The 25,871-nt window shown below is 59.0% G+C and carries 22 protein-coding genes; 12 read left to right on the forward strand and 10 right to left on the reverse strand.

All coding sequences use genetic code 11. The annotated features are described in order from the left end of the window. The first annotated feature begins 11 nt into the window (after window positions 1–11). Window positions 12–1,529 (forward strand): hypothetical protein, encoded by a 1,518-nt coding sequence (locus tag DX909_RS25030; protein WP_128547984.1) that lies wholly within the window; start codon window positions 12–14, stop codon window positions 1,527–1,529. A gap of 12 nt (window positions 1,530–1,541) precedes the next feature. Here DX909_RS25030 and DX909_RS25035 read toward each other — a convergent pair whose 3' ends face one another. Together DX909_RS25035 and DX909_RS25040 are read right to left on the reverse strand one after the other, a co-directional pair. Continuing rightward, complete coding sequence (locus DX909_RS25035) at window positions 1,542–1,997, reverse strand: nuclear transport factor 2 family protein (RefSeq protein WP_164851400.1); 456 nt, start codon at window positions 1,995–1,997, stop codon at window positions 1,542–1,544. Beyond that, a complete protein-coding gene (locus DX909_RS25040; RefSeq protein ID WP_229311180.1) occupies window positions 1,994–3,352 on the reverse strand; it encodes a DUF418 domain-containing protein in 1,359 nt (452 codons plus the stop codon). Before DX909_RS25040 ends, DX909_RS25035 begins: the two co-directional genes overlap by 4 nt. A 209-nt stretch (window positions 3,353–3,561) precedes the next feature. Here DX909_RS25040 and DX909_RS25045 point away from each other — a divergent pair, with 209 nt between their 5' ends. Then, complete coding sequence (locus DX909_RS25045) at window positions 3,562–4,224, forward strand: DUF4369 domain-containing protein (protein ID WP_164851401.1); 663 nt, start codon at window positions 3,562–3,564, stop codon at window positions 4,222–4,224. A gap of 4 nt (window positions 4,225–4,228) precedes the next feature. On the opposite strand, the gene DX909_RS25050 is transcribed toward DX909_RS25045, so the two are convergent. Continuing rightward, window positions 4,229–6,067 (reverse strand): ABC transporter ATP-binding protein, encoded by a 1,839-nt coding sequence (locus DX909_RS25050; protein WP_128547987.1) that lies wholly within the window; start codon window positions 6,065–6,067, stop codon window positions 4,229–4,231. 130 nt (window positions 6,068–6,197) lie between these two features. On the opposite strand from DX909_RS25050, the gene DX909_RS25055 reads away from it, so the two are divergent. The 3 genes from DX909_RS25055 to DX909_RS25065 all read left to right on the forward strand — a co-directional run bounded on the left by DX909_RS25055 (window position 6,198) and on the right by DX909_RS25065 (window position 10,072). Then, window positions 6,198–7,073 carry a PE-PGRS family protein gene (locus tag DX909_RS25055; protein ID WP_128547988.1) on the forward strand — a complete coding sequence of 292 codons (876 nt, stop codon included), beginning with the start codon at window positions 6,198–6,200 and terminating at the stop codon, window positions 7,071–7,073. A 228-nt stretch (window positions 7,074–7,301) separates the two neighbouring features. Further along, the gene (gene crtD, locus DX909_RS25060) at window positions 7,302–8,813 is read left to right on the forward strand and encodes a 1-hydroxycarotenoid 3,4-desaturase CrtD (protein ID WP_128547989.1); all 1,512 of its coding nucleotides are present in this window, start codon (window positions 7,302–7,304) and stop codon (window positions 8,811–8,813) included. Window positions 8,814–8,875: 62 nt separating this feature from the next. After that, window positions 8,876–10,072 carry a cation:proton antiporter gene (locus DX909_RS25065; protein ID WP_310589883.1) on the forward strand — a complete coding sequence of 399 codons (1,197 nt, stop codon included), beginning with the start codon at window positions 8,876–8,878 and terminating at the stop codon, window positions 10,070–10,072. Here DX909_RS25065 and DX909_RS25070 read toward each other — a convergent pair whose 3' ends face one another. After that, window positions 10,073–10,384: a hypothetical protein gene (locus tag DX909_RS25070; protein ID WP_128547991.1), complete on the reverse strand. Its 312-nt coding sequence runs from the start codon at window positions 10,382–10,384 to the stop codon at window positions 10,073–10,075. A gap of 75 nt (window positions 10,385–10,459) precedes the next feature. Between DX909_RS25070 and nhaD the strand changes: the two genes are divergently transcribed. The 3 genes from nhaD to DX909_RS25085 all read left to right on the forward strand — a co-directional run bounded on the left by nhaD (window position 10,460) and on the right by DX909_RS25085 (window position 15,470). Next, window positions 10,460–11,758, forward strand: a complete 1,299-nt coding sequence (gene nhaD, locus DX909_RS25075) for a sodium:proton antiporter NhaD (RefSeq protein WP_128547992.1) — start codon at window positions 10,460–10,462, stop codon at window positions 11,756–11,758. 149 nt (window positions 11,759–11,907) lie between these two features. Then, window positions 11,908–13,335, forward strand: coding sequence for a M16 family metallopeptidase (locus tag DX909_RS25080; RefSeq protein ID WP_128547993.1), 1,428 nt, complete (start codon window positions 11,908–11,910; stop codon window positions 13,333–13,335). Window positions 13,336–13,385: 50 nt separating this feature from the next. After that, the gene (locus DX909_RS25085; RefSeq protein ID WP_128547994.1) at window positions 13,386–15,470 is read left to right on the forward strand and encodes a M16 family metallopeptidase; all 2,085 of its coding nucleotides are present in this window, start codon (window positions 13,386–13,388) and stop codon (window positions 15,468–15,470) included. Between the two features lie 60 nt (window positions 15,471–15,530). Here DX909_RS25085 and DX909_RS25090 read toward each other — a convergent pair whose 3' ends face one another. After that, window positions 15,531–16,454, reverse strand: coding sequence for a sugar phosphate isomerase/epimerase family protein (locus DX909_RS25090; protein WP_128547995.1), 924 nt, complete (start codon window positions 16,452–16,454; stop codon window positions 15,531–15,533). Between the two features lie 91 nt (window positions 16,455–16,545). On the opposite strand from DX909_RS25090, the gene DX909_RS25095 reads away from it, so the two are divergent. Further along, window positions 16,546–18,228: a M14 family metallopeptidase gene (locus DX909_RS25095; RefSeq protein WP_128547996.1), complete on the forward strand. Its 1,683-nt coding sequence runs from the start codon at window positions 16,546–16,548 to the stop codon at window positions 18,226–18,228. A gap of 7 nt (window positions 18,229–18,235) precedes the next feature. Then, window positions 18,236–19,984, forward strand: coding sequence for a M14 family metallopeptidase (locus DX909_RS25100; protein WP_128547997.1), 1,749 nt, complete (start codon window positions 18,236–18,238; stop codon window positions 19,982–19,984). A gap of 351 nt (window positions 19,985–20,335) precedes the next feature. Here DX909_RS25100 and DX909_RS25105 read toward each other — a convergent pair whose 3' ends face one another. Together DX909_RS25105 and DX909_RS25110 are read right to left on the reverse strand one after the other, a co-directional pair. Beyond that, entirely contained in the window at window positions 20,336–20,575 is a 240-nt protein-coding gene (locus tag DX909_RS25105; RefSeq protein ID WP_128547998.1) for a hypothetical protein, read from the reverse strand. 41 nt (window positions 20,576–20,616) lie between these two features. After that, window positions 20,617–21,126, reverse strand: a complete 510-nt coding sequence (locus tag DX909_RS25110) for a phosphoribosyltransferase family protein (protein ID WP_128547999.1) — start codon at window positions 21,124–21,126, stop codon at window positions 20,617–20,619. A gap of 108 nt (window positions 21,127–21,234) precedes the next feature. On the opposite strand from DX909_RS25110, the gene DX909_RS25115 reads away from it, so the two are divergent. Continuing rightward, window positions 21,235–21,792, forward strand: a complete 558-nt coding sequence (locus DX909_RS25115; RefSeq protein WP_128548000.1) for a YcxB family protein — start codon at window positions 21,235–21,237, stop codon at window positions 21,790–21,792. Between the two features lie 89 nt (window positions 21,793–21,881). Then, on the forward strand, window positions 21,882–24,113 hold the full coding sequence (locus tag DX909_RS25120; RefSeq protein WP_229311181.1) for a S9 family peptidase: 2,232 nt from the start codon (window positions 21,882–21,884) through the stop codon (window positions 24,111–24,113). Between the two features lie 54 nt (window positions 24,114–24,167). Here the strand turns inward: DX909_RS25120 and DX909_RS25125 are convergent, their stop codons facing one another. From DX909_RS25125 to purE, 3 genes are read right to left on the reverse strand one after another with little or no spacing between them, the layout of a single operon-like run. Beyond that, on the reverse strand, window positions 24,168–24,506 hold the full coding sequence (locus tag DX909_RS25125; RefSeq protein WP_229311186.1) for a Dabb family protein: 339 nt from the start codon (window positions 24,504–24,506) through the stop codon (window positions 24,168–24,170). A gap of 59 nt (window positions 24,507–24,565) precedes the next feature. Continuing rightward, window positions 24,566–25,366, reverse strand: a complete 801-nt coding sequence (locus DX909_RS25130; RefSeq protein WP_128548002.1) for a LysM peptidoglycan-binding domain-containing protein — start codon at window positions 25,364–25,366, stop codon at window positions 24,566–24,568. A gap of 22 nt (window positions 25,367–25,388) precedes the next feature. Beyond that, a complete protein-coding gene (purE, locus tag DX909_RS25135; protein ID WP_128548003.1) occupies window positions 25,389–25,871 on the reverse strand; it encodes a 5-(carboxyamino)imidazole ribonucleotide mutase in 483 nt (160 codons plus the stop codon).

Genomic DNA, 25,871 nt, shown 5'->3' on the forward strand with positions numbered 1-25,871 from the left:
TCCACAGATTCATGATGAACCGTCGACGTGTCTGGGTTCTGATGGCGCTGATCGGCCTCACGTTTTCACATTGCAGCAAATACGAGGATCGGGTATGGCGAACGCCCTCCCCGACCAACCCGGGCGGCACCTCCGGAACACCCGGTACCCCGGGGAATCCCGGTACTCCCGGAAATCCCGGAAATCCGGGCAACCCCGGGGATCCCAGCAATCCCGGGAACCCCAATAATCCCGGCGAACCGCCCAAAACCGACCTGCCGACCGCCCCGCCCAAAGCCTCCTACATCGACAACGGCGTTCTGCGCGTGGGCATCGACCTCAAGATGGGCGGTGCGATCGCCTATCTGGCCACCTCCGCCAACGGGCAGAACATGGTCAACGGCTGGGACCCCGGGCGGCTTATTCAGACGGCTTTTTATTCCGGCCCCAATCCCTATAAACAGCCGCACCCGCTCTGGAAAGACGTCGGCTGGAACCCCATCATCGCCGGTGACGCCTACGGTAACCGCTCCAAAGTGCTCGAACACCGCATCACCGGCACCGAAATCTACGTCCGGACGGCCCCGCTGCTCTGGGGCAACAACAACGAGCCGGCCGAATGCACGATCGAAACCTGGGTCACGCTCGACCGCAATACCGTGCGGGTGCGCCACCGGTTGAACAACAACCGCTCGGATACGAAACAGTATTCGGCCCGGCCGCAGGAGCTTCCGGCGGTTTTCCTGAACGCGCCCTTCAAAAACGTCGTCTCCTACACCGGCGGGCGGCCCTTCACCGGCGACGGCCTGACCCGCACCCAGAGCCAGACCGTCAACCAGATCCTGGGAGGAGCGATCCTGCACGGCACCGAAAACTGGTCCGCTCTGGTCAACGACGCCGGCTTCGGCGTGGGCCTGTACCGTCCCAACCACTATTATTTCGTGGCCGGCTCCTTCGGGGCGGCCGCCGGCGAGGGCATGTACGACTTCAACTCGGCCTACATCACGGCCTCGACCTACGAAGTGATCGACCATAATATCCAGTATGAATACGAGTACACGCTGGTGGTCGGGTCGGTCGACCAGATCCGGAAGTTCGTGTACGACCAGCCGCGCCCGCGCACGGCCCCGGATTACCGCTTCGTGTCGGACCGGCAGTCGTGGTGGTTTTATCAGGGCGCCGACCGGGGCTGGCCCATTAAAAACGAACTGGACATTCCGCTCGACAACGGCAACTTCCTGCTGATCGGCCCCGAGGAGCAATGGCAGGCCGCCGGCATCCCGAAGCTGTATGTGAAGGGAGCGTTCAAAACCGACGCCGGGCAGGCCCGTCTGCGCTGGAAGTATCCGGGCGACCCCGAATTTCTGCCCGACCGCTACATCGACTTCCCGATCACGGGCGACGGCGTCTACCGCACCTACGAGATCGACCTGACGAAGGCCTCTACCTGGCGGGGCACCATCGTTCAGCTGGGCTTCGAGCCGGCCGTCGGTGAAAAGGGCGGCCCGAACAAGTTTGCGAAGATTCAGTCGATTTCGGTAACTAAGTGAGGCTTCCGGCTCCTACTTCCGGTAATCGAAGTACACCCTCGCAATCTGGTTGTTGACGATCTTGTAGGTAACGATCGACTCGATGTTGCGGCCATCGGCGCGGCCGGTGACCTTTTCCAGCAGGATGACGGTGTTGCCGGAGACGAGCTGCCCGGCGACCTCGCAGTGCAGGTTGGGATTGTTTTCAAAAAAGTGGCCGTAATAGTCCCGCAGTTCCTGCTTGCTGGTAAATTGCCGGATGAGCTTGTCCGGGAACAGATACAGGCTGGTGCTGTCGCTGTAGGGCGCCACGAAATCGTCGGCGTTATGGCGGTTCCAGGCGTCGATCTGCCGCTGCACCAGCTCCTCAGGAGAAGGCGGCCGGACACTGCTCACCGCATCCTGTCCGAAGGCGAAAGCCCATGATCCGCACAACGCGACCGCAGCCAGAAACCGGGTAACCCAAAACCGCGTCCGTTTCCCGCTCATGCCAGCCGCATCGGTTGTCGTTTCCAGTAAGTCAGTGAGCGCCAGAGCCATTCGAACGGCCCGAAACGAAAGAACCGAAGCCAGACGGCCGAGAAGATAATCTGAAAGACCCAGACGGCCGCCACGACCAGATACAACTCGTAAAAGGCGAGCCGACCGAAGTAACCCAGCCCGTAGCCGTAGAAAAACAACGAACAGATAATGCTCTGCATCAGGTAGTTGGTGAACGCCATCTGCCCGACGTTCGCCAGGGCCTTCATCCCCCAGGGTACCACGCCCGAGCGGTAAATCAGCAGCAGCAGGCTGGCGTGTCCGATGGCCGACGCGGCCCGCCGGAGGTCATACAGGGCGCGGAAGGGGAAGGCGTCCGCGTCGAGAACCCGGCCCGGATTGCGGAACCACGCCACCATATCCCAGAAGCCCAGCCAGCCGAGCGTCAGGCCGATGCCGTACCCCGCCAGCAGGGTGATCACATAGGTTCGGGTAGGGAGTTTGTTGGAGAAAAAGCCCCATTTGAACAGGGCCATCCCGAGGAACATCATCGCCAGGGCGTCCCAGACGAAATTCTGATAAAACTTCGTCGATTCGAGCGTGGCGTTGAGCGGCAGGTATTTGCTGAAGATCGTGCCGTAGCCTTCGTGCATTTTCCGGTTATGTTCCTCCTCCTTCTTTTTGTCGTACTTCACGCGCTTTTCGAGGTCCAGCCACGCTTCCTTCGATTTTTTCTGCTCGTCGGTCAGTTTCTTTTGCTGCTTTTCCAGCCGGACGGCGTTCAGATACTTTTCCCGCTTCTCCTTCGTCTCCATCGCATGGAAAGCGCCTTTGGTAAAGACGACGGCGGCACACAGAAAAGCCGCGATCAGGTAGGCCCGGGGCTTCAGTTTGCGGAACGGAAACAGAAACAGACCGCAGATGCCGTAGGTATACAGAATATCGCCCGGCCAGAGCAGCACATAGGCATTGATCACCCCGAAGGCAATCAGCCAGAACAGCCGGCGGTAGTAGAAATCGGCAAGGCCATAGCCGTCGATCTGAAGGTCCTTCTTGGCCGAAAACAGCAGCATCCCCGCCCCGAACAGCATGGAAAACAGCGCCCGCATCGTGCCCTCGAACACGACCGAAACCACCAGATTGGTCTGAAAATCGGCCGAACCCTCCGGGGCGGTGTAGATGCGGGGCATGGCGGCCGTCGAAAGGCCGAAAAAGGGAATGTTCATCATCAGAATGCCCAGCAGGGCAAACCCACGGATAAGGTCGACGGTCTGAATCCGGTCGGCTTTGGAAACGGGCCGAAGGGTTTCTTCCATACGCCCGGCATCGGTAGCGACTGCGGCTGAAGGGGAGAGCGCGTCCATACAGGTAAGTGTTACGTTTTTACTACCAATAATTTTGAAATGACAAGGCCGGAAGATAAGATTGCTGGCCGAGGCCTAATTTGGGTAGGGTAAACTGGTACCGAAAGCGTACTTTTGTAGTTTATATATCCGTAATTATACCTGAATACATCCTGTAATTCAAATCCTTTTAGCAAGCGGTAATGTCCATGAAGACTGTTCTTCCAAACATGAAAAATGTAGTTGTGATTCTTGTTTTCACCCTGGTCGCCGGAATGGCAAACGCCCAGAAAAATGTGCGGCTGCAGGGCAATGTGGCCGGTCTGGGTTCGACCATGATTTACCTCAAGAAAACCGATAATACCAATAGCCGCCTGATTACCATCGACTCGACCCGCGCCACCGACGGGCGGTTTTCGTTCAGCCGCAACGTTCCGGAAACGGATTTCTACAGCCTCGTGGCGGCCGGGCTGCCGGGCCAGGTGCAGTTTATCTGGGATCAGGACGTGACGCTGGAGGGCTCGCGGGAAAATTTCCGCGAGTCGGCGGTGAAAGGCTCCGCCCTGACGGATGCCTGGCTAAAGTTTCAGAACGACGTGGAGCGCCCCTACCGGGATGTGCTGATGGACCTGTACAACGACCGCCAGCGGGCCGCCAGCGATACGTCCGTGGCCAACCGTGTAGCGCGGGAAGAGAAGCGGCTGAAGCAGGAGCAGTACCAGAAGGTGCAGCAGATGATCCGCGACAATCCGAACTCGCTGCTGAGTCTTTACCTGCTGAACTGGTACTGGCCGCAGTTCCCGAAAACCGAGGCCAAAGCCATGTACGACCGGCTGCCCGACACCTTCAAAAGTCACTCCATCGCCAAACGGCTGCAAAACCAGCTCCGCTGACGGCTTATACGCCCTGTAGCGAACTGAGCCGCCGGTAGAAGCCCTCATCCAGGCCCAGCAGGTCCTGGTGGGTGCCGCGCTCGACGATCTCGCCGTTGTGAACCACCAGAATTTCGTCGGCGTGCTGGATGGTGCTGAGCCGGTGCGCGATCACCAGCGTGGTCCGGTGCGCCATCAGTCGGGTCAGGGCCTCCTGCACCAGTTTTTCCGACTCGGTATCCAACGCCGAAGTGGCCTCGTCCAGAATCAGAATCGGCGGATTTTTCAGAACGGCCCGGGCGATGCTGATGCGCTGCCGCTGCCCGCCCGAAAGCCGCCCGCCCCGGTCGCCGATGAGGGTCTGATAGCCGTCGGGCTGCGCCATGATGAAGTCGTGGGCGTTGGCGATTTTAGCGGCCCGCATCACCTCCTTCTCGTCGGCCTCGCTCCCGAAGGCGATGTTGTTGAAAATGGTGTCGTTGAACAGGATACTCTCCTGCGTCACGATGCCCATCTGGTTGCGGAGCGACTGCACGGTGCAGTCGCGCAGGTCGATGCCGTCGATCAGAATCCGACCCCCGGTGGGGTCGTAGAAGCGGGGAATCAGGTCGGCGATGGTCGATTTACCGCCCCCGGACGAACCGACGAGCGCAATGGTTTTCCCTTTGGTCAGCGTGAAGCTGACGTCGCGCAGGACGGGCGTTCCGGGGTTGTAAGCGAACGACAGATGCTGCACCTCGACGGCCCGCTGAAAACCCTCCAGTTGGACGGCTCCCGGCCGATCCTGAACCGCCGGTTCGGTATCGATCAGTTCCAGCACGCGCTCGCCGGAGGCAATGCCCCGCTGCGAACTGCTGAAGGCGTTGGAAATCTCCTTGGCCGGGCGCGTCACCTGCGAAAAGATGGCGATGTAGGCAATGAACTGAGCCGCCGACAGTTCCGACTGGTTCGACAGCACCAGCGACCCGCCGTACAGCAGAATCCCGGCTACCACCAGCACCCCCATGAACTCGGAGAAGGGCGAGGCCAGTTCGCGCCGGTTCGCCAGCGACTGCACGGCCCGCCGGTAGCCGTCATTCTCGGCCTGAAACTTCCGGGTGATGAACGGTTCGGCGTTGAAGCCCTTCACGACCCGCATCCCGCCGAAGGTTTCGTCGAGCAGGCTCAGAATACCGCCCAGCCGCTGCTGCCCCTCCTGGGCGTCGCGCTTCATCCGGCGCACCAGCATGGCGATGAACCCGCCCGAAACCGGGATCACCAGCAGGGCGAAAAAGGTCAGCCGGGCGGAAATGTTGAAAAGAGTTACCGAGTAGGCCACCAGCAGAAAAAACTCTTTGGAAGCCGCCGAAAGGGAGTTGGCGATGGAGTTCTCGACCTCCTGCACGTCGGTCATGATGCGCGAGATCAGGTTGCCTTTCCGTTCGTTGGAGAAAAAGCCGAGGTGCAGCCCGACGGCCCGACGGAATACCGTCTCCCGCAGCCGGGCCACCATTTTCGCCTTGAAGGCTTCCAGCTGCCGGACCGAGAGATATTTGAACAGGTTATTGAGCAGAACGGAGCAGACAATGACGGTACAGACGAACTTCAGGGCGCCGATCTTGCCGTACTGGCGGAAATACTGCGCGAAATAATATTGAAACAGGTCCGTCGGCGACGTGTCGAGCGACCATTCCGGAGCGGGACGACTGAGCAGAGCCTGGAGGGCTTCCGGATTGACCTTATCAAACAGGACGTTGAGCAGCGGTATCAGAAGCGTGAAATTCAGTACGCCGAACACACTGGCCAGCAGGGACGTCGTCAGAAACGGCACCAGGAAGCGGCCCAGCGGTTTGGCATAGGAAAGTAAGCGAAAGTAGGTTTTCATCTGCCGCAAAGATACGGGGTATCGACGGGAAAACTTCATGCCTCCGTTCATACAAAACCCGGGCGGCCGCTTACCTTTCTGCCCCGGTTTCGCGTTATTTGCAACGTACAACCTTGTCGAAGCCGAATCTATGCATTATCCCCACCTGGCGGCCGGTCTGCTGCTGATGCTTTTTTCCTGCAACGAACCTTCCCCCGGAAGCTCTTCCGACCGCTTTTCCACGTCTCCTGAACGGTTCCCGGTCGAGCCAAACCTCGTCAACGAAGCCTCGGGCATAGCCGCCAGCCGCACTATGAACAACCGGCTCTGGGTGCAGGAAGACAGCGACACGCCCGTCCAGATCAACCTGATGACCACCGACGGCAAACTGGTCAAACGCTTCCCGCTGCCCGGCATCAGCAACCGCGACTGGGAAGACCTCGCCATCGGTCCCGGCCCGCAGAACGGCGTTTCCTACCTGTATCTGGCCGACATCGGCGACAACCTGAAGAAAAACGACGTCAGCTATATCTACCGCTTCCCGGAACCGAAGAATGAGAACGAAGGCGTCTCGGGCATCGAACGCATCTCCTTCCGGTATTCCGACGGCCCGCGCGACGCCGAAGCCCTGCTGCTCGACCCCCAGACCCGCGACCTCTGGATCGTGACCAAGAGCGAGGAGAAAGTGCGGATGTACCGTCTGCCCTACCCGCAAAGCACCGGCGACGTGATGCGGGCCGACTACCAGGGCGAGCTGCCCCTCAACCTGATCACCGGCGGCAGCGTCTCCTCCGACGGTCAGGAAATCCTGCTGAAATCCTACATCGGCACCTACCACTGGCGCCGGAAAGACGGCCAGACGCTGGCCGACGCCATGCAGAAATCCAGCTACAAAACGCTGGCCGCCGAACAGCTCGGCCTTCAGGGCGAAGCCGTCTGCTTCGATAAAGACAACAAAGGCTACTACACCCTCCCCGAAAAAGGCAACCAGCCGTCGATAACACTGAACTACTACAAGCGGTTGTAGAGAAGGTCGGGGAGTGGAAGAGTTTAGGAGTTGAGGGGTTTGGGGGTTGTCCTCCCGACCTTGTCATCCCGACGCAGGAGGGATCTGGCGGCTCAATAACCCATCTGACTGGTCACTGGGCCACAGGATCCCTCCTGCGTCGGGATGACAAGCCTCGCCACCCTCCGCAACGCCCCAACTCCCTAACTCCCAAACTCCTAAACCCCTCAACTCCTAAACTAAAAACCGTTGCTCAAGTCTGCTGCCATCGTCGGAGCCGGGATTGCCGGAATTGCCGCTGCCGTCCGGCTGGCGGTGCAGGGCTATACGGTCGACGTTTTCGAGGCCAACGCCTATCCCGGCGGGAAGCTGTCGGGCTTTGAACAGGATGGATACCGCTTCGATGCCGGGCCGTCGCTGTTTACGATGCCGCAGCTGGTGGAAGAACTGTTCCGGCTGGCGGGCCGCCGGCCGGAAGACTATTTTCAGTACATCCGGCTGGACGAAACCTGCCGGTATTTCTGGGACGACGGCACCCGCCTGACCGCCTGGGCCGACCGCGACGCCTTCGCCCGGGAGGTGGAGACGAAGATCGGCGAACCCGCCGGCCACCTCCTCGACCACCTGGCCGACAGCGCCGAGAAATACCGCATTACCGAAAAGCTGTTTCTGGAACGCTCCCTGCACCGGCTGTCGACCTGGCTCAACCGCGACGCGCTGCTGGGCTACCTGAACCTGCCGAAGCTGGAAGTGTTCAGAACCATGAATGCCGCCAACGAAAAGCGGTTTGCGCATCCGAAACTGGTGCAGCTGTTCAACCGGTATGCCACCTACAACGGCTCCGACCCCTACCGGACGCCGGCCACGATGAACATCATTCCGCATCTGGAATACAACATCGGCGCCTTCTTCCCGAAGGAAGGGATGGTCGGGATCACGAACAGCCTCGTGCGGCTGGCCCGCGAACTGGGCGTGCGGTTTCACTTCAACACCCGGGTGACCGGACTCGTCACGACAGAAAACCGCATCGTCGGGCTGAAAACCGCACCTGCCAACCCGCTTTCGGGCGCGTTGGAACATCGCGAAGAAACCCTGCCGTTCGATCTGGTGGTTTCGAACATGGACATCGTCAGCACGTTCCGGAAGCTGCTGCCCCAGGCCCGCCAGCCCGAGCGCATCCTCCGGCAGCCGAAATCCAGCTCCGGCCTGATCTTTTACTGGGGTATTCGGAAAGAATTCAGCGAACTGGGGCTGCACAATATCTTCTTCAGCAGCGACTACCGGGCCGAGTTCGACGCCCTCTTTAACCGGCAGAACCTGTCCGACGACCCGACCGTTTACCTCAACATCACGTCCAAACACAAACCCGACGACGCTCCGCCGGGCTGCGAAAACTGGTTCATCCTCATCAACGCGCCCAACAATACCGGCCAGGACTGGGACGCCCTTATCGACCGGACGCGGCAGAACGTCATCCGCAAACTGAGTCGAGCGCTGGGCACCGAAATCGCCCCCCTGATCGCCTGCGAAGCCCTGCTCGACCCGCGCACCATCGAATCCCGGACGTCGAGCGCCCAGGGAGCGTTGTACGGCAACAGTTCCAACAACCGGTTTGCGGCTTTTCTGCGGCACGCCAATTTCTCCCGGCAGTTCCGGAATCTCTACTTCGTGGGCGGGAGCGTCCACCCCGGCGGAGGCATCCCGCTCTGCCTGCAATCGGCCCGGATCGCCACCGATCTGGTCGCCGAACGGATGCGGTGAACGGTAGTTTTTTGGGCTTTCTGTAGGCATCAGTGCCGGCGGAAACCTATATTGCGTCTTTGGTGACGAAAACCGCCTGCATGGATACGTCCTACCTGATTATTATTCTGAGTTTATCGGTATTGATTTCGTACGTCTTCGACCTGCTCAGCAGCCGGTACAAGACGCCCTCGGTCATATTGCTGCTGGTTTCCGGGATGCTGATGCGCCAGGTAACCAATTATTTCGCTTTCCAGCTGCCCTACCTCGATACCATCCTGCCGACGCTCGGCACCCTCGGCCTGATCCTGATCGTTCTGGAAGGGGCGCTGGAGCTGGAGCTTTCCGGCGACAAGCTGGGGCTGATCCGGCAGGCGTTCTGGGTCAGTTTTTCCTCCATCATCGTCACCTCGCTTCTGATGGGGGCGCTGTTCTACGTGCTCATGGAGGAGTCATATTTCAAATGTCTGGTGGCGGCCATGCCCTTCGGAATCATCAGCAGCGCCGTGGCGATTCCGGGCGGCCGGAACCTCAACCCCTACACCCGCTCCTTTATCGTTTATGAGTCGTCGCTGTCCGACATTCTGGGCGTCATGATCTTCAACTTCCTGGTTTACAATGCCGCCGGGGGCTTCTGGTCGGTGGTTTCCTTCGCCCGGGATACGCTCGTAATGGTCATCATCTCGCTGGTCTGCTGTTTCTTTCTGTTGTATCTGATCAGTAAGATCAACCACCACATTAAGTTCCTGCCCATTATTTCGGTGCTGTTCCTGGTCTATGCCGTCAGCCGGATCTACCACCTCTCCTCGCTCCTGCTGATTCTGGTTTTCGGGCTGTTTCTGAACAATACCGAGCTGTTCATCCGGGGCCGGCTCGACCGGATTCTGAAAAACGACCTGTTTGAAAAAGAACTGGATCAACTCAAAAACCTGACCGCCGAGGGCGCTTTCGTTGTGCGGACGTTCTTCTTTCTGCTCTTCGGCTATGCCGCCGACCTTCAGGCGCTGATCGACGCCGATGCCCTGATCGTGAGCTTCCTGCTGCTGCTGATCATCTTTGCCGTCCGGGTGGCGTCGCTGCGGCTTTCGTTCCGAGGCAGCATCAACCCGGTGGTGTTCATCGCCCCCCGCGGGCTGATCACGGTGCTGCTGTACCTGAGCATCCCGGAGAATCTGAAGCTGACCGGTTTCCGCGACGGCATTCTGACGCTGGTCGTGCTGCTGACGGCTCTGGTCATGATGGCCGGAGTGATCAGCTACCGCGAGACGGAAACCCTTTAGCTACAGATACCGGCGAAACCCATACCATTTCCGGGTTTTCCAGTAAGACAGGTCCCCCTCATGGGCGAACGCTTCCCGCTCGAAGCTGATGTTCCGGTAGGCTTCGTAATGCGACCGGTAGTGCAGGCGACGGAGACCGTACTCGATCAGATACCAGATATAGAAGGGCAGAACGCCCATTTCCAGCTGCTGGCGGAGGTGGATGCGCTCATGGTGAAGCAGCACGGCGTCGGGGCGGGCGGTCCGGACCAGCACGAACGGAAACAGGGCCATGCCGTCGACCCACAGAAACGGAACCCGAATCACAATCATGACTAAATTTAACGATCCGGCCGATAGGAATACGGTTTTTAGGGGTAAGATTGCAGGAAAGTATCCCAATACGTTATGATCATAGCCCTCACCGTCGTCTTTGGGATCGGCTATCTGCTGATTGCGCTCGAACACCCCATCGGCCTGAATAAAACCGCCACGGCCCTGATAACCGGCATCCTCTGCTGGACGGTTTACATCCTTTCGGCCCCGCACCCCGAACCCGTCGTCGAACAGCTGTCTCACCACCTGGGCCAAATTGCCGAAATCCTGTTCTTCCTGCTCGGCGCCATGACCATCGTGGAGCTGATCGACGCCCATGACGGCTTCACGATCCTTACCGACCGGATTGCGAGCCGCAACACCCGCGTGCTGCTCTGGATCATCTGCCTGCTTTCTTTCTTCCTTTCGGCCCTGCTCGACAACCTGACCACGGCCATCGTCATGGTGTCGGTGGCCCGGAAGCTGATCCGCAACGCCGAGCAGCGAAGACTCATGGCCGGCATGATCATCATTGCCGCCAACGCGGGCGGGGCCTGGTCGCCCATCGGCGACGTCACGACCACCATGCTCTGGATCGGCGGGCAGGTGACCACGGTCAACATCATGCGCATGCTTCTGATCCCGAGCCTGGTGTGCGTTCTGGCACCGCTGGCGGTGATGACCCTGCTGCTCCGGCCGGAGCAGCAGGCGGAGGTAGCCACGGCCTCGCACGGCATCAGCCGGCCCTACGTCACGCCCGTCCAGCGCCGGGACCGGGGCCTCATGTTTGCCGCCGGCCTCAGCGGAATGCTGTTCGTCCCGATCTTCAAAACCGTCACGCACCTGCCGCCCTATACCGGCATGATGCTGGTGCTGGGGGCCGTCTGGGCGCTGTCGGAGGTGATTCACTCCAAAAAGGACGAAGCCGACCGCCAGCGGTTCACGGCCGCCTACGCGCTGAGCAAAATCGACGCGCCGAGCATTCTGTTCTTCCTGGGTATCCTGCTGGCCGTGGGCGCGCTGGAATCGACGGGCCTGCTGCGGAGTCTGTCCGAATCGCTGAACGATTCCATCGGCAACCTGGATCTGATCGTGCTGCTGATCGGGGTGGCGTCGGCGGTGATCGACAACGTCCCGATCGTGGCCGCGGCCATGGGCATGTACGATCTGAAGACGTTTCCGGCGGATCATAAACTCTGGGAGTTTCTGGCCTACTGCGCCGGTACGGGCGGGAGCCTGCTGGTGATCGGGTCGGCGGCCGGGGTGGCCGTGATGGGCATGGAACGGCTCGATTTCGTCTGGTACCTGCGAAAGATCAGCTGGCTGGCGCTGATCGGCTACGTGGCCGGGGCGATGGTCTTTCTGGCCCTGCATGCCATCACGGCAGCTTAAATCGAAACCGCTCAACCCTGATTTTCAACCTTCCGACAAAGTTTGTGATGCGGATATTTTTTAAGTATTTCCCTCAACGAAAAAGGATTGTATATTTGATGAAGACCGTTTAATCGGAGTCAACCTATTTTACCCTCAGTAAATCTTTTATGAAAAAAACCGCGCTGTACGTTGCGTTATGCCAGTGCCTGCTCTGGTCGGCCGTGGCTCAAACGCCGAAAAAAACCACTGCGGCCCAGCCGGCCAGGCCGGCCCCCAAAGCAACGGCCACGGCTTCCGCCACACCTTCCGCCCAGGGCCGCATCAAGTTCACGGAATATGATCTGCCCAACGGCCTGCACGTCATTCTGCACCAGGACAACTCGACACCCTTAGTGGCCGTCACGATGATGTACCATGTCGGCTCCAAGAACGAACAGCCGGGCCGTTCGGGTTTTGCGCACTTCTTCGAGCACCTCATGTTCGAAGGGTCGGACAATATCAAACGGGGTGAGTACATGAAGGTCGTCAAAACCGCCGGAGGACAGCTCAACGCCAACACCTCCAACGACCGGACGTTCTACTACGAAATTCTGCCCTCGAACAAGCTGGAACTCGGCCTCTACCTGGAGTCGGAGCGGCTGCTGCACGCCAAAGTGGACGAAAAGGGCGTCGAAACCCAGCGCGAGGTGGTGAAGGAAGAACGCCGGCAGCGGTATGAGAACCAGCCGTACGGCAGCTTCTTCCCGCAGGTGCTGAGCCATGCCTACAAGGTACACCCGTACAAGTGGGCGCCCATCGGTTCGATGGAAGACCTCAACGCGGCCAAAATCGATGAGTTCCGGGCATTCTACAAGGAGTTCTACGTGCCGAACAACGCCATCCTGTCCATCGCCGGCGACATCAGCGTCGAGGATACGAAGAAGCTGATTGAAAAATACTTCGCCGAAATTCCGAAAGGGGCGAAGGCGCCCTACCGCCCGACCGTCAAGGAACCTGAACAGAAGGCCGAAGTGCGTGACATCGTGTATGACAACGTCACGCTGCCGGGCGTCTTCCAGGCCTACCATATGCCCGCCCAGGGAACGCCGGACTATTATGCGCTCGACGTGCTGCAAACCCTGCTGGCCGGCGGTGAAAGCTCCCGCATGAACAAGGAACTGGTCGACAAGCAGCAGAAAGCGCTGCAAACGGGCGTGTTCCCGCTTCAGACCGAAGACCCCGGCCTGTTCATCTCCCTCGGGATTGCCAACATGGGCGTGAAAGCCGCCGACCTCGAAGCCGCCATGAACGCCGAGATCGACAAGGTGAAGAAGGAGCTGGTGACCGACGAAGAGTTCCAGAAGGTCAAGAACCAGATCGAAACCAACTTCATCAACCAAAACTCCCGCGTTTCCGGGATCGCCGAGAGCCTCGCCAACTACAAAATGTATCTGGGCGACGCCAATCTGATCAACACCGAACTGGAACGCTACAACAAGGTGACGAAGGAAGACCTCCGGCGGGTGGCCAATAAATACCTGACCAAAGAAAACCGCGTCGTGTTGTACTACCTGCCGAAATCGATGGAACCGAAGAAAGAGGACAAAGGCAAGTAAGCGTACGAAAGGTATAAAAACGATTGAATAACGAACGCTGGATGAATTCAATGAAAACGAAATACGGTATCGCCCTCGGCCTGCTGGCCTTCAACCTGACGGTTTCAGCCCAGAAGGTCGACCGCTCCAAACTCCCCGCCGATGCGCCGGCTCCGACCATCAAGGTGGGCAAACCCGAATCCTTTACGCTCGACAACGGGCTGAAGGTGTTTGTGGTCCAGAACAACAAACTGCCCCGGGTGGCGTTCAGCCTCCTGCTCGACTACCTGCCCTTCCGGGAAGGCGACAAGGCCGGTTATGTGGACATCGCCGGTCAGCTGATGCGTACCGGTACGCAGAAAATGACCAAGGACCAGCTCGACGAAGCGGTGGATTTCATCGGCGCCACGCTGAACACCTCGCCGACCGGGGTCTACGCCATGTCGCTGAAAAAGCACACGCCCAAACTGCTCGAACTGATGTCGGACGTGGTGCTGAACCCGAAGTTCACGCAGGAGGAACTGGACAAGCTGAAGAAACAGACCAAATCCGCCCTGGCGGCTCAGAAAGACAACCCGAACGCCATCGCGTCGCGGGTGAGCAGCATCCTCGTCTACGGCAAGGACCACCCCTACGGCGAACCGGATACCGAAGAAACCGTCGACCGGATCACGCTCGACGATTGTAAGAAGTTCTACGAGACCTACTACCGCCCGAACATCGGGTATCTGGCCGTCGTGGGTGACATCACCCCCGCCGAAGCCCGCACGATGGTGGAGAAATACTTCGGCAAATGGCAGAAAGGCGAGGTGCCGAAACCGACCTACGACCTGCCGAAGCCGCCCGCCAAGACTAAAATCGCGCTGGTCGATCGCGGCAACTCGGTGCAGTCGGTGGTGTATGTGACGCATCCGGTCCTGCTGAAACCGTATACGAAGGAGTCGATTCAGGCCAGCATCACCAATGATATTCTGGGCGGCAGCGAAGCCCGGCTGTTCAACAACCTGCGCGAAAAACGCGGCTTTACCTACGGCGCCTACTCCTCCCTGACCAGCGACCGGCTCGTGGGCCGTTTCCGGGCCAGCGCCAGCGTCCGCAATGCCGTGACGGACAGCTCCGTCGCCGAGTTTATGAACGAACTGAAGGCCATCCGCGACTCCAAACCGACCGCCGACGAGCTGGCCCGGACCAAGAGCGCCTTTGCCGGTAACTTCATTTTTACCCTCGAAGACCCGCAGACCATCGCCAACTTCGCCATTAACACGGCCCGCTACAACCTGCCCGAAGACTTCTTCTCGAACTACCTGAAGAACGTCGACGCCGTCACGGATGCCGACGTGCAGGCCACGGCCCAGAAGCTGGTCAACCCGGAGACCGCCTACATCGTGGTAGTGGGGAAAGCAGCCGAGATCGCCGATAAACTGAAGAAATTCGGCGACATCGAATACTTCGACCTCAACGGCACGAAGGTGGAAGCCCCGGCTCCCGGCCGCCTGACCACCGCAGCCGTTCCGGCCGGGATGAGCGCCGAGCAGGTGATCGACAAGTACCTGACGGCCGTCGGTGGAAAGGACGCCATCGCCAAAATTTCGGACGTGACCTACAAGATGTCGACCGAAATGCAGGGGCGGACGCTGGAGATCGAAAGCCTCCAGAAATCACCGAACAAATACGCCATGTCGGTGTCCATGAACGGCCAGGAAATGCAGAAGATCGTTTCCGACGGCAGCAAGGTGAAAATGGGCGGCATGGGCCAGTCGCAGACCATCGAGGGCGACGAAGCCCGGGTGCAGATTCTCCAGAACAGCCTGTTCCCCGAGCTTCAGTTTGCAGCGCTGGGGGCCAAAACCACCCTGGCCGGTGTCGAGAAGATCAACGGCCGCGATGCTTACAAAGTAGACGTCGCGCTGGGCAGCCAGAAATTCACGGAATACTTCGATACCGAAACCGGCCTCAAGGTGCAGGTGAGTTCGACCCGTCCGGGGCCGCAGGGTGAAATGGCCGTCGACGTCGGTCTGAGCGACTACAAGGACGTCAACGGCGTGAAGTTTCCGCATACCCGGACGCAGAACATGGGGCCGATGCAGATGAAAATCGCCACCCAGTCCATCGCCGTCAACAAAGGCCTGCAGGATAAATCCTTCTCGGTTCAGTAAGAAGGCGGTTTTAGAAATTCTCAGGCGGTGGCTATCAGATAGCCACCGCCTTTTTTATGTTCACACGCTGAACAGTTTGCGCGTATTTTCGAGGTCCCGCCGGTGCGCCGACACGGCGTCCATCGTATTCGGCGACTGCTTTTCCAGGCACTGCTCCAGCACCAGATGCGGGCTGACGCCCAGGGCTTTCAGTTCGTGTACCAGACGCGGGTAGTCGATGTCACCCTCGCCGAAGGTTTCCGTCCAGACGCCCTTTTTCGACTGCCGCAGGTGCAGCTCCGTAATCCGTTTCCCGTATAATTTGACGATGTCGAACAGCGCGACCTGCGAGTTACCGGCACCCCGGTAAATCCAGTGGACGTCGAGGCAGAGCGAGACGTTGGCCGGGTCGGTATTGAGCAGCATATGGTGAAACTCACGGGCCGCATTCCGCATCTCCATGTCGTGCGTGTGATAGGCCAGGGTTATGCCGCGCTTTTTCAGTTCCGCGCCCAGCTGATTCAGACCGGCGGCCTGGGTGGCGAGTTCTCCGTCGTTCTTGTCTTCCGGACTCCCCCATTTCAGTGGACTGGGATTCGTCACGATGATCTTCAGCCCCAGCGGTTTGGCAGCATCGGCGATGGCGGCTACCGTTCCGATGGTCTTTTCCACCTCGTCGGTTCGGTGGAGGGTGCTGTTGACGTAAATCGAGGGCATCGCCAGGCGGTATTTCTTCAGGAGCGGAGCCAGTTTTCGAATATCGTCCGCCGAGTTGATCGACGGTTCGTAGGCCGGAATGCCCGACTGGACAAACTCATCCAGCGACGCATCCAGATTGGCCGACCAGTCGCGCCCTTCCCGCTGGTAGAAGGTATGCCAGGTATACTGGTTACAGGCAATCGGAAGCCGCGTCTGTCGGAACGGCCTTCCGGCGGCCTCCCCCGCCCAGAGTGCGCCGGTCAGGCCGGCCAGGGATTGCAGAAAATTACGTCGGTCAAAATGCATAGTCGAAAGGAGGGGTTGCGGTAACATTAACGCAATTTATTTAAATTTAAAGCTTCACTCCATTCTACAAACCTGATTGAAAACCGATTTCATGAAACAACCTTTCCTCTCAGCCTTGCTGGCGGGCAGTCTTTTCCTCTTTCTTTCTTCTGATCCTGCGGCTTTTGCGCAGGCCCCACCCACCGGACCGTATCCGAATTTCACTCAATTGACCAACCGGCTTCGCACCCTGACCAACCGTCATAACGGCCTGGCGCAGCTGCAGTCCATCGGCAAATCGCATGGCGGGCGGGACATCTGGCTGCTGACCGTCGGGCGCGGCAACGCGGCCCGGAAACCGGCCGTCGCCGTCGTGGCCGGCGTGGAAGCCGGCCACCTCGCCGGTACCGAACTGGCCGTGCAGCTGGCCGAAAAGCTGCTGGCGGCTTCGGGGCAGGACAGCGTCGCCCGGCTGCTGAACGGCAAAATGTTTTATATTTTTCCGAGTATCAACCCCGACGCCCAGGAACAGTTTACGGCCCGGCCCCGCTACGAACGCAGCGGCAACGGCGCCGACACCGACGACGACCGCGACGGCCGCCTGAATGAAGACCCCTTCGAGGACCTGAACCGCGACGGTCTGATCACCCATATTCGCATCGAAGACCCCACCGGCACCTTCGTTCCAAGCCCCGACGACCCGCGGGTGCTGGTGAAAGCCGACCCCGGCAAAGGGGAAACCGGCCGTTACATCGTCATTTCGGAAGGGAACGACAACGACAGGGACGGCGCCTTCAACGAAGACGGGGCCGGGGGCGTTTCCCTCGATCGCAACTTCACCTTCGACTACCCCATCTTTATCCCCGGATCAGGCGAAATGGCCGTGTCGGAGCCGGAAAACCGCGCCCTGCTCGACTTTCTGTATAAAGCGCCGAACGTGTATGCGGTCTTTACCTTCGGCCCCTACAACAATCTGTCGGAAGCGCCGAAGTTCGACCGGTCCAAAACCACCCGGCGCATCATTACCGGCGTGCTGGAGAAAGACGCTCCGGTCGGCGAGCAGGTGTCCCGGCTGTACAACAGCCAGACCGGCCTGAAAGACGCGCCGGCCGGGCCGCCCGCCAAAGGCAATTTCGCGCAGACCGCCTATTATCACTACGGCCGCTTCAGCTTCTCGACGCCCGGCTGGTGGGTTCCGAAAGCCGCCACTCCGGCCGATACCGCCAAAGGGAAAAAACCGGACGCCAAACCCTCCGACAACGAGGAGGTGAAGTTTCTGCGCTGGGCCGAGTCGCAGAACCTCCGCGACGTTTTCGTGCCCTGGCAGCCCATCGACCACCCGGACTTTCCGGGCCGCAAAGCCGAGGTGGGCGGGCTGGCCCCCTACGCCCGGCTGAACCCGCCGGTTTCCTTTCTGAACGACGCAGCCGACCGCCACCTGAAATTCCTGACGGCCTTCGCGCGCCGGATGCCGGTGATCGACATCGTGAATGTCCGCACCGAAAAGCTCAGCGACGGTCTGACGCGCGTCACGGCGCAGGTGGTCAACACCGGCCTGCTGCCGACCGGCTCCGAAATCGGCGACCGGGTGCGGTTCGTGCCGAAAATGAAGGTGGAAATGAATACCGGCACCGGCCAGACCGTCGTTTCGGGGCGCAAACGGCTGCTGCGCGCGCCGATGGCCGCCGGAGAGTCGATGGAGGTCAGCTTCATCGTCTCGGGAACGGGACGGGCTACCCTTGAAGCCGGCAACGCCATGACCGGTATGAAATCAGTCGAAATCACCCTCCGCTAACGCACTCATGAAAAAGATATTCCTTCTTCTCCTGATCACGCTGCCGCTCGGCGTATGGGCGCAGCAGAAACCGGCCCAGAATGACGAACTGAGCGGGATGCGGGCCGTCGGCTCGCCGGCCAACCCGAAAGTACCGATGCGCTGGAACCACTACAACGACTACGCCGGCATCACGAAGTTCTGCCAGGACATGGCCAAAGCGCACCCGGACCTGGTGCGGATCGAGTCGATGGGCAAATCCTTCCAGGGCCGCGACCTGTGGGTGCTGGTTGTCACCGACTTCAAAACCGGCAACCCCGACCGCAAACCCGGCTTTTACATCGACGGTAACATCCACTCGAACGAACTTCAGGGGTCTGAAATCGCCATGTATACGGCCTGGTACCTGGCCGAAAACTTCGGGAATGTGGCCTTTACCACGGAACTGCTGAAAGACAAGGTGTTCTACATCACGCCGACCATCAACCCCGACGCCCGCGAGGACTTCATCAAGAACCCGAACAACGCCAACTCTCCCCGTTCGGGCATGGTGCCGCTGGACGACGACGGCGACGGCGAAGCCGACGAGGACAAATACGACGACCTCGACGGCGACGGCAACATCGTGCTGATGCGCCGGAAAACCCCGCTCGGACGCATGAAACAGGACCCCGGCGACCCGACGCGGATGATCCCGGCCAAACCCGACGAAGCGGGCGAATACGAACTGCTGGGCTATGAGGGCATCGACAACGACGGCGACGGCCAGGTCAACGAAGACGTCACCGGTTACTACGATCCCAACCGCGACTGGGGCTGGAGCTGGCAGCCCAACTACGTCCAGAACGGGGCGCTCTATTACCCCGGCTCCCTGCCCGAGACGCAGGCGATCAAACGCTACATCATGCGCCATCCGAACATTGCCGGTGCGCAGAGCTATCACAACTACGGCGGGATGTTCCTGCGCGGGCCGGGCGCCGAGGAAGACCAGCAGTATTACAACCAGAGCGACATCGCCGTGTACGACGTCATCGGCCGGATGGGCGAAAAGATCATTCCCGGCTACAATTACTACGTGATTTACAAGGATTTGTATACGGTCTACGGCGGGGAAATCGACTGGCTGGCATTGGGGCGCGGCATTTTCACCTTCTCGAACGAGCTGATGACCTCGTATCTGCTGTTCCGGCAGAAACCGAACGACCCGAACCGCTTCCAAAACGACGAGTTCAACCAGTTCGGAAAATACCTGCTCTTCGACGACGCGTATGTTGCGTGGAAACCGTTCAAACACCCGCAGTACGGCGACATCGAGATCGGCGGTCCGAAGAAGAACTACGTCCGCAACCACCCCGGCTTCATGCTGGAGGAGGACGCCCACCGCAACATGTCGTTCACGCTCTACCACGCCCACCAGACCCCGAAGCTGGAGGTGCAGTCGATCAACACCCGGGCGGTGGGCAACGGGCTGACGGAGGTGACGGCCACCATCGTGAACCAGCGGGTGATTCCGACCCACTCGTCGCACGACGTCCGCTACAAAATCGAGCGGCCGGATTACATCACCCTGAAGGGCGGCACCCCGCTGGCCGGGATGATCGTCGAGAACGAAGACCTGAACATCACGCGTGAGCAACGTAACAACCCCGCCACCATCGAGGTGCCGAACATCCCCGGCATGGGCTTCGTCAAGGTGCGCTGGCTGGTGAAGGGCGGAGGCAAATACACCGTCGAGGTCGACAGCCGCAAGGGCGGCCTCGCGCAGAAGACACAGTAAACAAAAAACCGGGTCGTTGCCGACCCGGTTTTTTGTTATTCCAAATCCGTTATGAACAGATCGAGTTCTTCATCGGAAATACTCTCTTTTTCTGATTTATCTTAAATGGAGAGCAGAAAAACGGTTTCCTCTACCACCCTTACATAGGTGATCACCCTCGCTCCTCCTCGTTTCCCCCGGCCTTTGGAAGTGATCGCCATCCGGATTTTGTAGCAACCTTTTCCGAGAGAGGTGCCCTGCTTCGGCTCAACTTTCAGTGAATCAATTAACTTTTCAATGTCTCGGGCTAACGAAGCGAATTTTTTAAGCATTCGCTTCGCTTCCTGTTGAAAGCTTGTGGAAACGACTACTTTATAACTCATTTAAAAAATCACGGGCAGATTTCAGCTTGATTTTTCCTTCCTGATGAAGTTTTACTTCTTCCATGGCGCTTTTCAGGCCTTGAAGAATCTCTTCTTTAGTCGGTTCCCGGTATTCCTCCTCGGGGGTCTCGGACAGATGGTATTGCTTTTTCAAAGCTTCCCAATCCTTGATCGGAATAAAGACCCCGGTCTTCTTCCCCTGGTTATCAGTCAGATATTGAATACGCATGGCGACGGATCATTTGTATCTCCAAAAAAGTTAAACACTTTTTATCGCAAATACACCCCCATGCGCTCTTCGTCGCTCAGGACGACTTCGACATGTTCGGTCAGGGTGGTGGAGAGTTTGTAGCCGATGTAGTCGGCGGCAATCGGGTAGCGTTTGTGGTCGCGGTCGACGACGACGGCCACTTTCAGGCTCGTCAGCGGCACGTTCAGGAAGGGCTGAAGCGAGAAGGCCAGCGTCCGGCCGGTGTTCAGCACATCGTCCACGACGATCACCGATCTGTTGGTAAAATCCTCCGTTTCGGCGTCGAGCTGAATGGGCGACTGCTGCGTCAGGCTCTTGTCCAGGCTGATTTTCATGACGCTGACGGCCAGCGGGGCAATCTGCCGCAGCACCTCCGCCAACCGCCCGGCCAGCGCGTACCCCTCGCCCGAAATGCCGGCCAGCACGACTTCCGACTCTTCAAAATTGTTTTCATATATCTCGAACGCGATGCGCCGGATTTTCTGTTCGACCTGCACGCGCGTCAGAATCTGGGTGGTCTGGGAAGTCATACGCCGTTTTTAATTTTCCCTGCAAAATTGAAAAATAATCGCAAACAACTAAGGCTCAAAATAACCGGCGCCTTTCGTATTTTTGTGACCTTAAAGTTTTTCCTTTTCATGATCATTAAAACCAAAAAGTACGCTCTCGACCAGAAGACCTACATCAGTCTGACCATGCGCAGCTGGCTGAAGCACAACTGGTACTGGGGCTTCGTTCCGCTGGGCCTGATCATCGCCAACGTCCTTCTGAACCTGACCGGCGTTTACGAGAACTGGTGGATTTACGTTGTGATCGTTCTGCTCACCCTCCTGTACGTCATCTTCTGGGCGGTGCAGTTCACCGGAATCACCCAGATGGAACAGTCCAAAGCCCTGTTTCAGAAATATGTCTACGAAATCGACAGCCGCCAGATTCTCCTGAAACTGAACGCCCGTGAGGGCGGCATTCTGAAGTGGGACCAGATCCGCAGCGCCTTCAAAGATAAGGAAGCCTACGTGCTGGTGGTCTCCAACGAGCAGGCCATGAACGGCATGAAAGCCAACTGGCTGGCGAAAACCGTCGCCAAAGGCATGAAAGATGCCCAGTTCCTGTATCTGCCCTATTCCATCTTCACCAGCGAAAACGACCTGCGTTTTATGGATACGCTGCTGAAACGGAAAGGGTTGCTGGCCTGATTCATTTCCTGAACACAAAGCATACGCGGGCGAAATGGACCAGACCGGATCGTTTCGTCGGCGTATGCTTTGTTTCTGACCGATCCTTTATGAAAAAATTCCTTCTTTTCGGGTGGATGGGCCTCTTTTCCCTCCCGGTTTCCGCCCAGACGACGGCCCCCCCCGCCCCCGAAACGACCCGCGACAAAAAAAGCGTGACGCTGGATGAAATCTGGGGCAGCCGGGCCGGCACCTTTACCCAGAAAACCGTCCAGAGCGTCAACTGGATGAAGGCGGGCGGCTTTTATACCGCCCTGGAAGGCGGCAGGGTCGTCCGGCGGTCGATTGCCACCGGCGAAGCCGTCGAGACGCTGTTCGACGAGCAGCAGGCCCGGGCTGAGGGACCGGCCCAGGCGGTCCGGATGAGCGACTACCAACTCAGCGCCGACGAACGCAAACTGCTTATTACCACCGAAGAAGAACCTATCTACCGCCGGTCGACCCGGGCGTCGTTCTTTGTCTACGACCTGAACACCAAAAAACTGACCCGGCTTTCGGCAAACGGCAAGCAGCAGTATGCCACGTTCTCACCCGACGGAAGACAGGTGGCTTTCGTGCGCGACAACGACCTGTTCGTGACCGACCTGACGAGCGGCCGCGAGACCCGGCTGACCACTGACGGCAAACGGAATGCCGTCATCAACGGTGGGGCCGACTGGGTCTACGAGGAAGAATTCAGCTTCGCCCGGGCGTTCGAGTGGTCGCCCGACAGCAAACGCATCGCCTGGCTGCGCTTCGACGAAAGCCGGGTGCCGGAATACAACCTCCAGCTGTGGGGGGAACTGTACCCGACCGATTACCGCTTCAAATACCCCAAAGCCGGTGAGCCCAACTCCGTCGTGACGGCCTGGGTAGTGGAGGTGGCTTCGCAGAAGAAAACCCGCATCGATACCGGCACCGACCCGGATACCTACCTGCCGCGCATCGGCTGGACCAAAAATCCGAACCTGGTGTCGATCCGGCGCATGAACCGGCTTCAGAACCGCATGGACCTGCTCCACGCGGACGCCCGCACCGGCAAAACCACCGTCGTCCTGACCGAACAAAGCCCTACCTACGTCGATCTGGAATTCACCGACGACCTGACCTACCTTGCCGACGGCCGGACGTTCCTGCACTCCAGTGAACGCAGCGGCTTCAAACACCTGTATCTCTATGAGTTGAGCGGTAAACTGATCCGGCCCGTCACTACGGGCGAGTGGGAGGTGGCCAGTGTGCTGGGGGTCGACGAGAAGAACCAGGCGGTGTATTTTACGTCGACGGAAGTGTCGCCGATGGAACGGCACCTGTACCGCATCGGTCTGGACGGGAAAAACAAGTTGCGGCTGACCGGTCAAACCGGCACGACCACCGTCAACATGAGCCCCGATTTCAGTTACTACCTTCAATACCACACCTCGGCGGCCTCGCCCGTGACGGTTTCGGTGCAGCAGACGGTGAACGGGGCGGCTTCTAAAGAAATCCGGACGGTGGAGGACAACCGCGAGCTGCGGACCCGCATGGGTCAGTATGCCCTCTCTCCGAAGCGGTTTTTCCGGTTTACGACGACCGGCAACGTCAGCCTGAACGGCTGGATGATCCGGCCCATGAATTTCGACAGCACGAAACGGTACCCGGTGCTGATGTTCGTCTACGGCGGACCGGGATCGCAGACGGTCAATAACAGCTGGGATACACGGGATTTCTTCTGGTACCAGACGCTGGCCGAACGCGGCTACCTGATCGTCTCGGTCGATAACCGGGGCACCGGCGGGCGGGGCAACGCCTTCCGGACGGCCACCTACGCCCAGTTGGGTAAACTCGAAACGCAGGATCAGATCAACGCGGCCGGCTATCTCGGCACGCTGCCCTACGTCGACAAAAGCCGGATCGGCATCTGGGGCTGGAGTTACGGCGGGTATATGTCGGCGCTCTGCATGACGCTGGGAGCCGACGTCTTCAAAACCGGTATTTCGGTGGCACCCGTATCGACCTGGCGCTTTTACGACACCATCTATACGGAGCGGTATCTGAAACGGCCGCAGGACAACCCCTCGGGCTATGACGACAACTCCCCGCTGACGCACGCGGCCAAGCTGAAAGGGCCGTTCCTGCTGGTCCACGGCACCGGCGACGACAACGTGCATTTCCAGAATTCCGTGGCCCTGGCCGACGCGCTCATCAGGGCCGGCAAGCCGTTCCAGTCGTTCTATTACCCGAACCGGAACCACGGCATCTATGGCGGCAATACCCGGCTGCACCTCTACCGGATGCTGACGGACTTCATCGAAAAGAACCTGTAAAGCAACCGGACTAAGCCACTGCCTTACAGGCCCATATCAAATAATTCTATGTAATTACTTCGCCTGATTGGTAAAGTCGACCACCGTCACGTCGGCCAGCCAGGCCCCTACGATCTTGCCGAACTCCTTGTGGGCGGGGTGCGGCAGGTAGGTGTCGCGGTCTTTTTCGTTATCGAAAGTCAGGATGAAGGCGTGGGTAAGCCCTTTGTTGAGGTTCTCCGGGCTGTGGTTGGTTCCCCACTCGAAACCTTTGATCTCCTTGATTTTGGAAGGCAGCGCTTCGAAAGCGGCCACGATCTCCTTTACTTTTTCCGGGCCGGCTTCCGGCTTGAATTTGAACAGGACGATGTGCTGGACTTTATTCATTTTGTTCTGGGCAAGCGAGCCGGTCATGGCGGCTGCAACGAGGAAAAGGGAAAGAAACAGGGATTTCATAAAAATTAAGTTAGCCTTTATTGTTTATCAGCGTACGGAATGATCAGTCTCTCCCCGCGTTGCGCATGGTTTTTGGTTTTTCCGTTGGCCTTCATGAGCGCATCGACCGATACGCCGTATTTTTCCGCCACTACGCGCAGGATGTCCCCCGGCCCGACGGTATGCATCGCCCGGACCTTCACGTTCAGCTTCGTCACGTCGGCTTTGACGGCATTGTCCTTGAGGTCAGGATTGAGCGCCTTGAGGGTATTGATGCTCAGGTTGTATTTGGTAGCGACGCTGTAGATGGTTTCGCCGGGCCGGACGGTGTGGGTGTGCGTCACTCCACCGGAGGGCACACTGACTCGGGCCGGTTCCTTTTTCTCCTCTTTAGGTTTTTCCTCCTTCGGTTTTTCTTCCACCGGCTCCTTCTTCGGCTTTTCCTCCCGGGCTTCGGCTACGGGCTTCTCTTCGGCCGGTTTACCCGCGGCCGGGCGTTCTTCCGAATCCAGGGCCGGGGCCGGTTTGCGGACTTCTTCCGGCTCGTCGATCTTTGCCGGAGTCGACTGCGACAGATCGACCGGAGCGTTGCGGCTCGACGTGTCGATTTCGATAGGGGCGGCCAGTTCCGGCTCGATCGGCTGCTGAACGGGGTTCTGCACGGTGGTGTCCAGCGGAACGTTGGTCAGTTCCTCGGAGCCTTTGGTGTCGTCGGCGATGTACTCATAACCGACGTATAACAGCGCCAGGATGGTCAGAATCAGGACCGCCAGCGTAATCGTGGGCAGGCTGGAGCCGCCTGCGGGCTGGGGGTTACGCTTCGCATTTTCGGTTTCCATACCGGGGTTGTGATCTTAAAGTTCAATTCGATTTTACCTCCTGGCTCATCTGCTCCACTTTTACCTTCAACCCCTCCTTGTACTCGTAGAGATTGCGGGCCACGGTTTCGTCGAAGGTGCCTACGATCTGGGCGGCCAGAATCCCGGCATTCCGGGCGCCGTTCAGGGCGACGGTCGCCACCGGCACCCCGGCGGGCATCTGAAGGATGGACAGCACCGAATCCCAGCCGTCGATGGAATTACTGGATTTAACCGGCACACCGATCACGGGCAGGGTGGTCAGGGAGGCTATCATGCCGGGCAGGTGGGCCGCCCCGCCCGCCCCGGCGATAATTACTTTGAGGCCCCGCTGGCGGGCCGTTTTGCCGTATTCGACCATTTTTTCCGGCGTCCGGTGGGCCGACACCACGTCGATTTCGTACGGTACGCCCAGTTCAGCCAGAATCTCGGCAGCTTCCTTCATCACTTTCAGGTCGGAACTGCTGCCCATTATGATACCAATCAT

This window comes from Larkinella soli, from assembly GCF_003703975.1.
GTDB classification, from domain to species: Bacteria; Bacteroidota; Bacteroidia; order Cytophagales; family Spirosomataceae; genus Larkinella; species Larkinella soli.

Bases quoted from the DNA above. Each gene is read 5' to 3' on its own strand.
- purE (WP_128548003.1), bottom strand. From the start codon at position 25,871: ATGATTGGTATCATAATGGGCAGCAGTTCCGACCTGAAAGTGATGAAG.
- DX909_RS25125 (WP_229311186.1), bottom strand. From the start codon at position 24,506: ATGACCGGCTCGCTTGCCCAGAACAAAATGAATAAAGTCCAGCACATC.
- DX909_RS25105 (WP_128547998.1), bottom strand. From the start codon at position 20,575: ATGCGTATTCAATATCTGACTGATAACCAGGGGAAGAAGACCGGGGTC.
- DX909_RS25030 (WP_128547984.1), top strand. From the start codon at position 12: ATGATGAACCGTCGACGTGTCTGGGTTCTGATGGCGCTGATCGGCCTC.
- DX909_RS25120 (WP_229311181.1), top strand. From the start codon at position 21,882: ATGAAAAAATTCCTTCTTTTCGGGTGGATGGGCCTCTTTTCCCTCCCG.
- DX909_RS25115 (WP_128548000.1), top strand. From the start codon at position 21,235: ATGATCATTAAAACCAAAAAGTACGCTCTCGACCAGAAGACCTACATC.
- DX909_RS25090 (WP_128547995.1), bottom strand. From the start codon at position 16,454: ATGCATTTTGACCGACGTAATTTTCTGCAATCCCTGGCCGGCCTGACC.
- DX909_RS25050 (WP_128547987.1), bottom strand. From the start codon at position 6,067: ATGAAAACCTACTTTCGCTTACTTTCCTATGCCAAACCGCTGGGCCGC.
- DX909_RS25095 (WP_128547996.1), top strand. From the start codon at position 16,546: ATGAAACAACCTTTCCTCTCAGCCTTGCTGGCGGGCAGTCTTTTCCTC.
- DX909_RS25085 (WP_128547994.1), top strand. From the start codon at position 13,386: ATGAAAACGAAATACGGTATCGCCCTCGGCCTGCTGGCCTTCAACCTG.
- DX909_RS25080 (WP_128547993.1), top strand. From the start codon at position 11,908: ATGAAAAAAACCGCGCTGTACGTTGCGTTATGCCAGTGCCTGCTCTGG.
- DX909_RS25100 (WP_128547997.1), top strand. From the start codon at position 18,236: ATGAAAAAGATATTCCTTCTTCTCCTGATCACGCTGCCGCTCGGCGTA.
- DX909_RS25070 (WP_128547991.1), bottom strand. From the start codon at position 10,384: ATGATTGTGATTCGGGTTCCGTTTCTGTGGGTCGACGGCATGGCCCTG.
- nhaD (WP_128547992.1), top strand. From the start codon at position 10,460: ATGATCATAGCCCTCACCGTCGTCTTTGGGATCGGCTATCTGCTGATT.
- DX909_RS25055 (WP_128547988.1), top strand. From the start codon at position 6,198: ATGCATTATCCCCACCTGGCGGCCGGTCTGCTGCTGATGCTTTTTTCC.
- DX909_RS25130 (WP_128548002.1), bottom strand. From the start codon at position 25,366: ATGGAAACCGAAAATGCGAAGCGTAACCCCCAGCCCGCAGGCGGCTCC.
- DX909_RS25040 (WP_229311180.1), bottom strand. From the start codon at position 3,352: ATGGACGCGCTCTCCCCTTCAGCCGCAGTCGCTACCGATGCCGGGCGT.
- DX909_RS25035 (WP_164851400.1), bottom strand. From the start codon at position 1,997: ATGAGCGGGAAACGGACGCGGTTTTGGGTTACCCGGTTTCTGGCTGCG.
- DX909_RS25045 (WP_164851401.1), top strand. From the start codon at position 3,562: ATGAAAAATGTAGTTGTGATTCTTGTTTTCACCCTGGTCGCCGGAATG.
- DX909_RS25110 (WP_128547999.1), bottom strand. From the start codon at position 21,126: ATGACTTCCCAGACCACCCAGATTCTGACGCGCGTGCAGGTCGAACAG.